Source organism: Nocardiopsis sp. M1B1, from assembly GCF_052466615.1.
On the sequence record NZ_CP196194.1, the window covers coordinates 2293020 to 2305485 of the forward strand.

Annotated in this window: 14 protein-coding genes; 7 read left to right on the forward strand and 7 right to left on the reverse strand. The window is 66.5% G+C overall.

Annotated features, from left to right (window positions below):
- Positions 1-31 precede the first annotated feature (31 nt).
- The gene (locus tag ACSTA4_RS09855) at positions 32-907 is read left to right on the forward strand and encodes an amino acid kinase family protein (protein ID WP_444963272.1); all 876 of its coding nucleotides are present in this window, start codon (positions 32-34) and stop codon (positions 905-907) included.
- 189 nt (positions 908-1096) lie between these two features.
- On the forward strand, positions 1097-1693 hold the full coding sequence (locus ACSTA4_RS09860) for a cupin domain-containing protein (RefSeq protein WP_212643342.1): 597 nt from the start codon (positions 1097-1099) through the stop codon (positions 1691-1693).
- A gap of 232 nt (positions 1694-1925) precedes the next feature.
- Here the strand turns inward: ACSTA4_RS09860 and ACSTA4_RS09865 are convergent, their stop codons facing one another.
- The 3 genes from ACSTA4_RS09865 to ACSTA4_RS09875 form a co-directional block, all read right to left on the reverse strand.
- Positions 1926-2816 (reverse strand): permease, encoded by an 891-nt coding sequence (locus tag ACSTA4_RS09865; protein ID WP_212643343.1) that lies wholly within the window; start codon positions 2814-2816, stop codon positions 1926-1928.
- The gene (locus tag ACSTA4_RS09870) at positions 2809-3216 is read right to left on the reverse strand and encodes an ArsR/SmtB family transcription factor (protein ID WP_212643344.1); all 408 of its coding nucleotides are present in this window, start codon (positions 3214-3216) and stop codon (positions 2809-2811) included. Before ACSTA4_RS09870 ends, ACSTA4_RS09865 begins: the two co-directional genes overlap by 8 nt.
- A gap of 332 nt (positions 3217-3548) precedes the next feature.
- Entirely contained in the window at positions 3549-3827 is a 279-nt protein-coding gene (locus ACSTA4_RS09875) for a TetR family transcriptional regulator (RefSeq protein ID WP_444963273.1), read from the reverse strand.
- Between the two features lie 422 nt (positions 3828-4249).
- Here ACSTA4_RS09875 and ACSTA4_RS09880 point away from each other — a divergent pair, with 422 nt between their 5' ends.
- Positions 4250-5278, forward strand: a complete 1029-nt coding sequence (locus tag ACSTA4_RS09880; RefSeq protein WP_444963274.1) for a ParB/RepB/Spo0J family partition protein — start codon at positions 4250-4252, stop codon at positions 5276-5278.
- 1091 nt (positions 5279-6369) lie between these two features.
- The gene (locus ACSTA4_RS09885; RefSeq protein ID WP_444963275.1) at positions 6370-7050 is read left to right on the forward strand and encodes an arsenate reductase/protein-tyrosine-phosphatase family protein; all 681 of its coding nucleotides are present in this window, start codon (positions 6370-6372) and stop codon (positions 7048-7050) included.
- A gap of 210 nt (positions 7051-7260) precedes the next feature.
- Here the strand turns inward: ACSTA4_RS09885 and ACSTA4_RS09890 are convergent, their stop codons facing one another.
- On the reverse strand, positions 7261-7692 hold the full coding sequence (locus ACSTA4_RS09890; protein ID WP_444963276.1) for an arsenate reductase ArsC: 432 nt from the start codon (positions 7690-7692) through the stop codon (positions 7261-7263).
- An 11-nt stretch (positions 7693-7703) separates the two neighbouring features.
- Complete coding sequence (locus tag ACSTA4_RS09895; RefSeq protein ID WP_444963277.1) at positions 7704-8360, reverse strand: arsenate-mycothiol transferase ArsC; 657 nt, start codon at positions 8358-8360, stop codon at positions 7704-7706.
- A gap of 101 nt (positions 8361-8461) precedes the next feature.
- Between ACSTA4_RS09895 and ACSTA4_RS09900 the strand changes: the two genes are divergently transcribed.
- The 3 genes from ACSTA4_RS09900 to ACSTA4_RS09910 all read left to right on the forward strand — a co-directional run bounded on the left by ACSTA4_RS09900 (position 8462) and on the right by ACSTA4_RS09910 (position 10971).
- Positions 8462-8746: an ArsR/SmtB family transcription factor gene (locus tag ACSTA4_RS09900; RefSeq protein ID WP_248774720.1), complete on the forward strand. Its 285-nt coding sequence runs from the start codon at positions 8462-8464 to the stop codon at positions 8744-8746.
- Positions 8746-9828 carry an ACR3 family arsenite efflux transporter gene (gene arsB / locus ACSTA4_RS09905; RefSeq protein ID WP_444963278.1) on the forward strand — a complete coding sequence of 361 codons (1083 nt, stop codon included), beginning with the start codon at positions 8746-8748 and terminating at the stop codon, positions 9826-9828. The genes ACSTA4_RS09900 and arsB overlap by 1 nt, the downstream gene beginning before the upstream one ends.
- 63 nt (positions 9829-9891) lie before the next feature.
- Positions 9892-10971: an ArsO family NAD(P)H-dependent flavin-containing monooxygenase gene (locus ACSTA4_RS09910; protein WP_444963279.1), complete on the forward strand. Its 1080-nt coding sequence runs from the start codon at positions 9892-9894 to the stop codon at positions 10969-10971.
- 13 nt (positions 10972-10984) lie between these two features.
- Here the strand turns inward: ACSTA4_RS09910 and ACSTA4_RS09915 are convergent, their stop codons facing one another.
- Together ACSTA4_RS09915 and ACSTA4_RS09920 are read right to left on the reverse strand one after the other, a co-directional pair.
- Positions 10985-11287 carry a hypothetical protein gene (locus tag ACSTA4_RS09915; protein WP_212643352.1) on the reverse strand — a complete coding sequence of 101 codons (303 nt, stop codon included), beginning with the start codon at positions 11285-11287 and terminating at the stop codon, positions 10985-10987.
- 83 nt (positions 11288-11370) lie between these two features.
- Positions 11371-12420: a flavin-containing monooxygenase gene (locus ACSTA4_RS09920; protein WP_212643353.1), complete on the reverse strand. Its 1050-nt coding sequence runs from the start codon at positions 12418-12420 to the stop codon at positions 11371-11373.
- Positions 12421-12466 lie beyond the last annotated feature (46 nt).

Consider the following 12466-nt stretch of genomic DNA (forward strand, 5'->3'; position numbering starts at 1 on the left):
CTACCCTGCATGAAAGTGGAGAACGATTACAGTGAGCGTCATCCCCGCGATCGACACGCGACTCGGCAGAGAACGTCCAGCTCCCCGTGAGGGCTCGCAGGCGACAACCATCCTCGCGCTCAAGATCGGCGGAAGCCTCTTCTCCGACAAGAGTGTTGAGAACAGCCTCGACATGTCAGCGATAGCGGATTACGCTCGAATGGTTTCCAGGCTCTTCCAGGGGCACTGCGGACGTCTCGTCTTCATCACCGGCGGCGGGGCCTTGGGCCACGGGGCACTCCGCGGAAACGACGGCGCTGACCCGTTCGGGTGCATCCCCCTCACCAAAGCGCTCGCGGATGTCCGCTGGTCGTGGACGGAAGCCCTGCGGCGCCAGGGTGTCCGGGCGCTTCCCCTCCAGCTCGGCGCGATGTCGGTCCTGGACGACGACGGATCGTTCTCGGTGCGCGGCGACGTCCTGACCAAGGTTCTCGACTCCAGTGCCCTTCCGGTCCTGTCCGGCGACAGTGTCCTGGACATGGACGGCAGGCTCCACGGCATCTCCAGCGACCGAGTGCCGGAGTTCCTCGTCCGGGCCCTAGACGCCGACTTGCGGGTGGTCAGCCTGACGGACGTCCCCGGGATCCTGCTGGACGGCCCCAACGGTAAGAACGTCCTGGCCCATGTCGACCCGGCCTTCCCGGAGCGCGCTTACTCAGCGCTGTGGGCGAAGAGCCCGTGGGACTCGACCGGGGCGCTCAAGACGAAACTCGACGCGCTCCTGGCCTGCGCTTCGGCCGGGGCCGAATGCTTCATCATGCGCGGATCGGCGCAGGGCACGGACTACTCCCACCTGTTCAGTCCCTTCGGAGACTGGCCAGACGGCGTCTCGTGCACGCGCATCTCGTCCCCCTCGGCCACGGCCTGAGCCGTTGTACGGCGCGGAGCCATCAAGACCTCACGGTGCGAGCCCGCACCGTGATCCGCGAAGAGGAGAAGGAGGTGCCAGGGCCACCTGGTCCCGCTCGGCAGACTCGCCATCGGACGTGTCAGCCGGACCACCGCTCGGTTTCCTTTGCCGCTTCGCCACCACCGAATCACCGAAGGAGAAAGAGAAATGGCAGCGACTCCTGCCCTTGAAGAGACCTACGGTCAGAAGATCAAGGACCGCCGCGAGCACATCAAGATGGACCGAGGGTCCTTTGCGAAGATGCTGGACCTGAGTGTCGACGACGTCGCCGCCATGGAGGAGAAGGGCGGCGGCGAGCTGACCCTCGAGAAGCTGACCCAGATCGCCGGCATCCTGGGGACCTCGACCGCGGAGCTCACCCCCGGGTTCGTCACCGACCTCGACGAGGGCGTCCGCGTCCAGATGCCGAGCGACAACCCGGTGGTCGAGGGCATGCGGGACGGTACCGAGTACTACACCTACAACTGCCTGGTGCGCACCCGGACCCTGCCCAACCTCGTCCCGCTGCTCCTCGAGGTCAACGTCGACGACCCGGACAAGGCGGCGTTCAACAGCGGCCACGACGCCCACGAGATCATCTTCTGCATGGAGGGCGACATCCACTTCAAGTGGGGTGACCCGGCCAACCCCAAGGAGGCGACGATTCCCCAGGGCGGCAGCTTCTACATCGCTCCGAACGTCCCCCACACCCTGACCGCGACCAAGGGCTCCGGCCCGGCCAAGGTCGTCTCGGTCAACTTCTGATCCCCGGCGGATCGGACTTCCGGCTCGGTGGCCCCGTCCCTCGACGGGGCCACCGGCTCTTTGCTCTGCCTGCGGTCGAACCTGCCGCTCACCGTCGCCGTACCGACGGCAGCGGTGCGCCGATGACCTCCGCTGGGGGAAATCGGCCACCGCGCTACGCGCGGAACGACGATCGCGGCCCCTCTCACGGTCGTCGACCGGAGAGGAACCGCGGGTGCGGGAACGGAGGGAATCAGGCCACGAGGGGGATGAGAAGGCCACCGGCAATGGCGACCACCAGAACGCAGGCGACGTAGGCGCCGACCAACCGCGGTTTGAAGATCGCGGCCAGCATGGCCAGTTCGGGAACACTGGCTCCGGCCCCACCGATGATGAGGGCGAACACCGGGCCCAGCCCCATTCCGGCCGCCTGTAGGGCGAGGCCGATGGGAAGGGCGGCCTCGGTGCGAATGTAGAGGGGGATACCGATGAGCGCGGCGACCGGCACGGCGAACAGGTTGTCGGGACCCGCGACGGAGGCCAGGAAAGTCTCGGGAACCACACCGTAGATGAAGGCACCGATCGACACACCGATCAGCATCGGAATCGCCAGCGGCTTGAAGAACGACACGGCCTGGTCCCAGGCGGGACGGGCCTCGGCCTTGAGGCCCTGCCAGGGGGCGTCACTGTGTCCCTCCGCACTGACCTTGACCCGGCGGACGTACTTCTCCATCCCCAGCGCCTCCAGGAGGAGAGCGAGCAAGATCGTGCTGACAAAGACCACCAGGAAGTAGCCGACCATGACCTGCCAGCTGAAGAGGATCCAGGTGATACCGAGGATGATGGGATTCAGCAGGGGAGAGGCGAGCAGGAACGCCGCCGCCGCCCGAAAGGGTGCCCCGACCTTCAGCATGCCCATGAGCATCGGGAGCGTGGAGCACGAGCAGAAGGGGGTGAGCGCACCGAGAACAGCACCCTTCAGAGGGGCCGTCAGCTTTCCCCCCGCCAGCCAGCGCTGGAGTCTCTCCTCACCCAACCGGCGCTGCAGCAGAGCGACGAGGAACGCGACCGCGAAGAAGAGCAGGACCAGCTCAATCGCGATCGTTCCGAACGTCTTGATCGTCTCGATCCAGTTTTCAGACATCTGTTGGTTCCTCTGGGGGGGTAGTCGCTTCGTCGTCTTCTTCGCTGAGGCAGCATGCCTTGGCGCCTTCGGGGGTCAGCGCCGCGAGCGAGGCGAGCCAGCGGACCGGCATCCCGAGCTCCTCGCAGCAGAGCGCGTACACGTTGGACCGGCCACGGGGCATGACCTTGACGAGTTCCTGCTCACGCAGGGGGCGCAGGTGGTGACTGATGAGGGTCTGGCTGAGTCCGGTTGCTTCCTGGAGTTCCTTGACGGTGTGCGGGCGCTCGGCGAGGAGAAGGCACAGGATCGTACGGTTCTCGTCGGCCAGCGCCTTCAGCTTGGGAACGAGCAGCCGAGCCCGCTCCCAGTTCGACAGCTCTTCGCCTTCGAGCAGCCGGATGTCCAGTTCCTTCGACATAACCCTACTCCTATCAACAGTAATTATTCATGTCAACAGCTTTTGCTGTTGTGTCCTTCGGTGGTGCCCCGCGAGCCGGGCGAGGAGCACCGACATCTCCCTGATCAGGGCGCCATTACGGCATCACTCATGATCTCATCAGCGAGCACTGTTGCCATCAGTGAACCTGCTCTGCCGGGTGGGCGCCCAGGGGCCTCGGCCCCTGCCCGAACGGTCAGTTGTTGGGTGTGGGGCCGCCGCGGGAGAGCGGGCCAACTGAGGACGACAGGAGGAGGGGAGCGGACCCGGGGCCCAAGGGGCATGGTGCCGTGGGTGCCGAAGATGGCGCCTACCTACGCGGGCAGGCGCAACCGGTCCTGGGAGCGCGGAACATCGGACACCTCGTCCACCACGGTCCGTGCGCATCGCGTGACGTCGGCACCCCATGTGCATACGGCTTCGATCAACGCCGCCTTGGACGAAAAACGGAAGGTCAGTGCTTCTATGGTCACGCCAGCACTGGTACCGACCCGGTTCAGAGTTGTATCAGCGTACCCAGAACGAACTAACTTCACGCTCGCATCCTGGATGAGAAGAACCCACGTCCGCTCCGACCACTCCTGCCTCTTCATGGTCCTGACTTCCGAGGCCAATATTGATCATGATCAGCGGGTACACGCGTCCACTACCTGCGTCAAGGGCCACTGGTGCGGCTATCCGCGCCCGACTCGGTGCCATCATCGAGCACGTACGGTGCCAAACCTCCCAGAAAAACAGAGCAGGTGATCTGTTGTTGGTTGAAAACAGAGAAAATACACTTTATTCTTGGTCTCTGTGAGTACTCACCTCAGCGCTGCTCCGGAACCCCGTGCGCGTCGGCGCGTCCTCGCGCTTCTTTCCCCTGTCCGGCTTGACCACGGCATCCGCGTCCACGTTCTCCGTGCCGAGTCCGTCTCTGGCTCTGTCGATGGCGAAAGGATTCGGCGCACCGCTGGCGACCATACTGAATCCGCCACGCTGACCATGGATAGCGTTCTTCGTCAAAGGAGCTGAGATGGCGACCACTTCGGAGCGAGTCCGGGTCGACGTCCTGTTGGACGCCGATTCCCCCCGGGTGGAAGGGATCGACCGCGATCACGTGGCACGTCTGGCCGAGCGGATCGAAGAATTACCTCCGATCCTTGTCCACCGGTCGACGATGCGGGTTATCGACGGGATGCACCGCCTGCAGGCGACACGGATGAGTGGCCGCACAACCATCGAGGTGGTCTACTTCGACGGCTCGGTCCCTGACTGTTTTCTCACAGCGGTTGAAGCGAACATCCGACATGGGCTTCCTCTGACTCTGGCCGACCGTAGGGAGTCCGCGAAGAAGATCCTGGCCAGTCACCCCGAATGGTCGGACCGAGCGATCGCCGCCAGGGTCGGCTTGTCCGGAAAGACGGTCGGTACCCTGCGCCGCGCCTCGACCGACCCCGCTGTCCAATCTGCGGTTCGAGTCGGGCTCGACGGCCGTGTCCGGGTCGTCAACCCCGACGAAAAACACCGAAGGGCTGCTGACCTCCTGTCGCAGAACCCGGAGGCATCACTTCGGGAAATCTCCAGGCTAGCCTGTGTCTCCATGGAGACGGTGCGGGACATCCGTGACCGGATGGGAGGTGAGGACAACCCCCAATCCAGCGATGACACCTTCGCGCCCGGGACGAGAGGCGATGCGGTCGGCGACGCGTTGACCACGGCTGACCATCCGGCTGCGTCCGAGCTGAACGAACAGGTCAGTGCAAGGATGAAAGGCACGAAGCAGCGCTCCGCCGAGGTCCGACCCATCGATCTCGGGGTTGTGCTCGACTCGCTCAAGAGGGATCCCACTCTCCGGTACAACGACGAGGGCCGCACGATGATTCGTTGGCTCGAGGCCCGCGTCATACGCCACGATGAGGCCGACCTCGTCGAACACATCCCCCCGCACCAGGCAGCCAGAATCGCGGCGGTCGCGCGCGCCTGTGCCGTGAACTGGAATGTCATCGCGTCCCTACTGGAGAGCCGCGGGGATCAGCCGACCCATGCGAGCGCCAGCACCTGACGACCGGTGTACACGGATCGGAACCCGGCCAAGAGAGCTTGGTCGGGCTTTTCCGTCCCTCGTGTGGAACGATTTCCAGTATCTGATTCCCGCCATGGGGTACGCCTCGGAGTGGCGAAAGAGCCACCACTGAGCGGGGAGGGCGAAACTAGAAGCACGAGTATGTTCAATATGCTTCCAGGTGGCGTTGCCAAGCACGGGTCGCGGCAGCGACCAAAGTTTCATGTGACATGGTTCACATTTCATTCCATTGACGAATCAGGTCCACTGCTGTTACCTATTTCCATCTCTGCTGGAGGCCTGTCGGGCGAGGAAGTGGTATGAGAGGTTCTCCGGGGCGGGCGAATCCGGCTCCCCGGCTTCTGCTGCCTTCGGTTTTTCCTGGGGACGAAGACAGCCTTGCGCAAAGCCGGGGCTGATTTCGTGGCTCTCAAAAAGAGCCTCCTTCGATGAGCAAGTGCCGACTGTCCCACTTCGGCCAGCCAAGAAAAGAGTTATCGCTCCCTTTGGGATCGAGAAGGCCGTCGAGGCAGAGGATTTGGGGCGGCCGATTCTGCATCGGTGCCACGTGCCGCGGCACCGTGGCACCGCGGCACCGCGGGCTCAACGGTGAACGAGAAAGCACGCGGAGCGCGTTCGCTGGAGCAGTTGCGCTGCGCGGCAATGTCCCCCGTCCTTTCCTCTGCCGTGTCGGCGGATTAGGATATCGGTGTGGGCGAGGGATAGTCGTTCGCGGACTTCACCTCGGTCCCGTTCTGGGTCCGGCGCTTCCCGCTGTCGCTCATCCTCTTGGCTCGAAAGTTCTGGGGAACGAACGCCGGCGTGCCGGGTTTCACCGTCGCAGGCCGGACCCGACTGGGCTCTCCCGGAATGGGGGACCCCTGTCGCACGAAGACAGCCGGGCGTTCAGGCCGAGTCTGGGAGGCCGTGTCGAAGGCGGATGGCGACGAGCGAGCGCGTCGGAAGCGTTGTGGTTCCCGCGCAACAGGCATGGCGCACTTCAGAGCAGGTATCGAATCCCAGACGGGCTTCGAGCGAAGAGAAGGAGCGAGGGCTTGTCCCCGTATGTTCACCCTGTGAATGTTGACCCGATGAACGCTGAGCTTGCCTTGGAACACCGGGCCAGGCTGCACGCGGTGCTGGCGGACAGCGCCCGCCTGGCCGTCACCGACGTCCTGCGAACAGGCGACGCCTCCCCCACCGAACTGGGCGAACTGTTGAGCATGCGTTCTAACCTCGTCGCCTACCACCTACGCATCCTGGAGGAGGCTGATGTCATCACCCGTGTCCGTTCCGAAGCGGACCAGCGCCGGGTCTACATTCGCCTTCGCCCTGAGGCGCTCACAGCCCTGACACTGGCCCCCCTCCTGAACACGCCCCGCGTGGTGTTCGTGTGTACCCACAACACGGCCCGCTCCCAACTGGCCGCCGCGCTGTGGGAACACCACAGCCCGGTCCCCGCAGCATCGGCCGGTACCCATCCCGGCTCTCGCGTCCACGAAGGCGCGCTGACCACAGCCCGCAGTCACGGTCTGCGAATCGGATCCCGAACCCCCGCCCACGTGGACGACGTGCTGCGCGAGGGCGACCTGATCGTGGCAGTCTGCGACAGCGCTCACGAGGAACTCCCTCCCGCCCGCGATCGTCTGCACTGGTCGGTTCCCGACCCGATACGGGCGGACACCGCCACCGCCTTCGAGGACGCCTTCACTCAGATCAGCGGTCACATCGAGCGGCTCGCGCCCACTGTCCGACACCAGAAGAGACCGTGACCGGCCATTCTCGCCGGTTTACCGTCGATCAGCAGTACACCCTGAACATCGCCTCACGTGGGCTGGAGAAGGAGCGCAAGAGGTCCTCAACGCCGCCACTGTGGCCCGTGCCTGCCGCTGCTGGCCACGAGTTCTTCCGAGTTCGAGCAGGGCTCGGAGTGCTTCTCTGGTGGCGTGGGGCGGCTGGGCGGTCCAAGAACCCGCTATGTGCTATTCCAGCTGCCCTGTCCACTCCTGAGTGGAGAGCTCCTTGATCAGTTCCGCGACGCGCTTCTTGATCTCGTCGCGGATGGGGCGGACGGCGGCCACGTCCTGACCGGCGGGGTCGGGCAGGGTCCAGTCCAGGTAGCGCTTGCCCGGGAAGATGGGGCAGGTGTCGCCGCAGCCCATGGTCACGCACACGTCGGAGGCCTCGACGGCCTCGGTGGTGAGGATCTTGGGGTGCTGGTCGGTGATGTCCACGCCGACCTCGGCCATGGCCTCGACCACGGCGGGGTTGAGCGCGTCGGCGGGCGCGGACCCGGCGGAGCGGACCTCCACGCGGTCCCCGGCCAGGTGGGACAGCCAGGCGGCGGCCATCTGGGAGCGGCCCGCGTTGTGGACGCACACGAACAGGACGGACGGCTTGGCGGAACTGGTCATGGGTACTGCCTCTACTTCGTTTCAGCGGTGATGGACGGCGAGGCCAGGAAGGCCACGAGGCCGCCGACGTGCGTGTTAATAGTGTCGCGGATGTGGCGCAGGTCCTCGATGGAGGCGCCGTGGGGATCAGCAGTGGGCCAGTCCAGGTAGCGCTTGCCGGGCACGACCGGGCACGCGTCCCCGCAGCCCAGGGTCACCACGACGTCGGCTGCCTCCACGACCTCCTGGGTCAGTGGCTTGGGGTAGGCCGGGCCGAGGTCCACCCCCACTTCTTGTAGAACCCTGGCCAGGTTCGGCTCCACGTCCGCAACGTGTTCGGTGCCCGCGGAGGAGACGGTGATCGGCTCCGTGGCGCGGTGAGCCAGCAGGGCGGCGGCGATCTGGGAGCGCCCGGAGTTCTGCGTGCACACGAACAGCACTCGGGGTGGCCGGTCATGAGAAACCTGCTGGATGGAGGCGAGGGCGTCCAGGCGTTCGGTAGCCAGACGTTCGGCCAGGACGTTCAGGTGAGTGGTGACCCGGGCCGTGGCGGCCAGGCGCTGGTAGGAGTCGAGGATGAGTGCCTGCACGGTCTCGATGGAGAAACGGCCCTGGTGACGAGTGGCCAGGCGGGCGGCACCGACATTGACGCGCTCGTGCAGGAGCGACTGCGGCTCGGGGATGGTCATACTCTGGATTCCTCTGCGAGAGAAGAGGCCGTTCGGCAATTCATCAGCCTCGAATGATGAGATAGTATCAGCGCATGCTGATATCAGTCGACACTGACCTCATGAGGGCGCTGGGAGACCCGCTCCGGTTGCGGATCGTGACCCTGCTCGCCCGGGAGACCCTGTGTACGACGCACCTGGTCGAGGAGACCGGGGCGCGCCAGACCAACCTGTCCAACCACCTGCGGATCCTGCGCGAGGCGGGGGTGGTGGAGACCGAGCCCTGCGGCCGGTTCACCTACTACCGGCTGTGCCCGGACCGGATCGAGGACCTCTCCGGGGCCCTGTCCGGGCTCGCCGCCACCGCCCGCGCCAGCGGCGCCGCCGCGAACAGGAGGCCCTGCTGATGGCCTCGACCGACAGGACCACCAGTGGTACGGACGGGTCCGTCGTCGCGAAACTGTCGTTCCTCGACCGGTTCCTCGCGGTGTGGATCCTGCTCGCCATGGCCGTCGGCCTGGGTCTGGGGCGCCTGGTCCCGGGGCTGAACGAACTCCTGGCCGCCATGGAGGTCGGCGGGATCTCCCTGCCCATCGCGCTCGGCCTGCTGGTCATGATGTACCCGGTGCTGGCCAAGGTCCGCTACGACCGGCTGGACACCGTCACCCGCGACACCCAGCTGCTGGTCTCCTCCCTGGTGATCAACTGGCTCATCGGCCCCGCGGTGATGTTCGCGCTGGCCTGGATCTTCCTGGCCGACCTGCCCGAGTACCGCACCGGCCTGATCATCGTCGGCCTGGCGCGCTGCATCGCGATGGTCATCATCTGGAACGACCTGGCCTGCGGTAACCGCGAGGCCGCCGCCGTGCTGGTCGCGCTGAACTCGGTCTTCCAGGTACTGGTCTTCGGCCTGCTGGGCTGGTTCTACCTGGACCTGCTGCCCGGGTGGCTGGGCCTGGACACCGGCGGCCTGGACGCCTCCCCCTGGCTCATCGCGCTCAACGTGGTGATCTTCCTCGGCATCCCCCTCGTGGCGGGGTTCCTCACCCGCCGGATCGGCGAGCGGCGGATGGGCCGCGAGCGCTACGAGTCGGCCTTCCTGCCCCGGATCGGCCCGTGGGCGCTGTACGGCCTGCTGTTCACCATCGTGCTGCTGTTCGCCCTCCAGGGGGACCGGATCACCAGCCAACCGCTGGACGTGGCGCGCATCGCGGTGCCGCTGCTGGTCTACTTCGCCCTCATGTGGTTCGGTACCTTCGCCTTCGGCAAGGCGGTCGGGATGGACTACGACCGCACCGCGACGCTGGCCTTCACGGCGGCGGGCAACAACTTCGAGCTGGCCATCGCGGTCGCGATCGCGACCTTCGGCGTCACCTCGGGCCAGGCCCTGGCCGGGGTGGTGGGTCCGCTGATCGAGGTGCCCGTGCTCATCGCCCTGGTGTACGTGTCCTTGGCCTGGCGCAGGCGCTTCGACCCGGAGCGGAGGTAGCACGGCTCGTCTATGGGGCCCGCAGATAAGCGGGCCCCGTTCACGTGAGCGTCGGGAGGACGTATGGAACACTTAGTTGACATCGCGGTCATCGGCGGTGGACAGGCCGGACTGGCGGCCGGGTACTTTCTGCGCCGCGCCAAGGCCGACTTCGTCATCCTGGACGACCGTGAGGAACCAGGAGGGTCCTGGCCCGAGTACTGGGACTCCTTACGGCTGTTCTCCCCGGCCTCGCACAGTATGCTGCCCGGCTGGTGGATGCCCGTTGAGGAAGGGCAGGAGTATCCGAGCGCGCGGCACGTGGCCTGGTATCTGACTGAGTACGAGCGCCGTTATGCTCTCCCGGTCCGGCGCTCGGTGCACGTGCGTCGGGTCGAGCGGGTGGGGAGCCGACTGAGACTGGTCACTGACGGGGACACCTGGTCAGCCCGGTATGTCATCAGCGCCACCGGTACTTGGCGGGCACCCCACATCCCAGACATCCCAGGCCGTGACGTCTTCGAGGGCGAGCAGTTCCACACGGTGGACTACCGCCGCCCCGAAGAGTTCGTCGAGCGGCGCGTCGCGGTGGTAGGCGGAGGAAACTCGGCGGCCCAAATCCTGGCTGAGGTATCCGCGGTTACGCGGACCACCTGGATCACCTCGCGTCCGCCCCGGTTCCTGCCTGACGACGTCGACGGTAGGGCTCTCTTCGCTCTCGCCACAGGCTCACAGAAAGCGGCTGAACGAGGAGAAGCCCACCCCGGGGGAATTGCGGAATTGGGAGACATCGTGGTGGTGCCGAGCGTGAGCGAGGCCCGCAAACGCGGAGACACCAAAGCTGAGCCGATGTTCGACCGCCTCACCCACACCGGTATGGCTTGGGCCGACGGCAGCACGGTGGAGTGCGACGTGATCGTGTGGTGCACGGGGTTCTACCCGGTGTTGCGCCACCTCGATTCCCTGGGTCTCGTCAACGAACGGGGCAGGGTCGTTGTGGAGGGGACCAGGGTCGTAGCCCAACCCCGCCTGCACCTGTTGGGCTACGGCGATTGGACAGGCCCTGCCTCGGCCACCCTCATCGGTGCGGCGCGCACGGCCAAGGCGACTGTCGCGAAGATCATCCAGGAGCTTGAGCGTGAGGCGCGGCCTGGGACGAAGTGAGGGGGCCGAGCGTTCAGTGCCACTGCAGGGCCCGTGCACCGCGCGCGGTGGCGCGGTAAACCCCCGGCGCACCAGTGGGCTCGGCGTAGTCCAGGGACTCCAGCACCCACAGCAGCCGTGCGATGAGGTGGGCCCGCGCCGTGAGTGGGGTGCTGTGCCGCCACATGTCGGCGACGTCCTGGGCCGAGGCTGGTCCGTCGTCGCACAGGGTCCGTAGCGCCCGGCGCCTGGCGGCGCTGAGGTGACGCAGGGAAACCGTCTTCTCCTCCTCAGAGCTGACCGCTTCCGCTCCAGTGGTCGCTTCTGTCTGTTGCATGGTCCTCTTCTTTCCATGGTGTGTGATTCGGTCCGGGCTGGCCCTTTTAGCGTGCGTTCCTTGGACGGAAGCAGATGTTTCCCTCATCGGCGCACTCCGACGAGGAGTCGTCGCACGACGTGTCGGGCGTCGCGTCCGACTCCGCGCAGGGTGGCCGAGGAGAAGCTGCGCTGGAACTCGAGTCCCACGTACCCCAGCCCTGGCACGGTGGTGGATATCCCACCGCGGTGCAGCGGACGCCTGCGGGAGTCCAGCGCCGTTGTGGGGGAGAGGTAACCCAGTGCGGGCCGGTACCCGGTGGCCAGCAGAACGGTGTCCACCTCCTCCACCGCGCCGTCCGCCCACACCGCCTTTCCGCCCTCCAGTCGGGTGAACATCTCCCGCCGGTCGGGGTTGCCCGTGGTGAAGGCCGCACGGTGGCGGCCGTCGTCGTTGACCAGGGTCGGACCCTTCTCCCAGACGCCGCGCAGCGGGGCGGCGTCCAGACCGCTGCGGGTGAACCACCAGTGGATGTCCCGGCCCAGGGGCCGCTGGTTCGCCCAGGTCACCGGTGCCCGGGTGGCGAGGCTGACCCGGGCCACGTCGGCGAGCTCCGCGGCGATCTGGACTCCGGAGTTGCCGCCGCCGACCACCACGACGCGCTGGCCGGTGAAGGGCTCGGGGACACGGTATTCAGCGGCGTGCAGGACGGTCCCGGTGAAGTCCGCCAGCCCCGGCAGGTCGGGGCGATGGGGTCGGGTGAAGCCGCCGGTGGCGGCGACCACCACTGCGGCCCGCGCCCGGGAGCCGTCGGCGGTGGTGAGCGTGAACCCGTGCCCGTCGCGCTCGACCCGCTTCACCCGCTGGCCGCAGCGCAGGTCCGCGTCCAGGTGCGAGGCGTAGTCGCGCAGATAGTCCACCACCTCGTCCCGGCGCGGATAACGCTCCGGATCGCCCGGTAGCGCGTGTCCGGGCAGGGAGGAGAAGCGGGCGGGGGAGAACAGGGACAGGCTGTCGTAGTAGTGCGGCCACGAGCCGCCCGGCAGGTCGGCCGCCTCCAGCACAAGGGGGCGCAGACCGCGCCGGTTGGCGGCCCAGGCGGTGGCCAGACCTGCCTGGCCAGCACCGATGACGGCGAGGGGAACGTCGTCCATAACAGAGGCTCTTTCATTCTGGCGAGGGCGCGCACCTCGAGGGGAG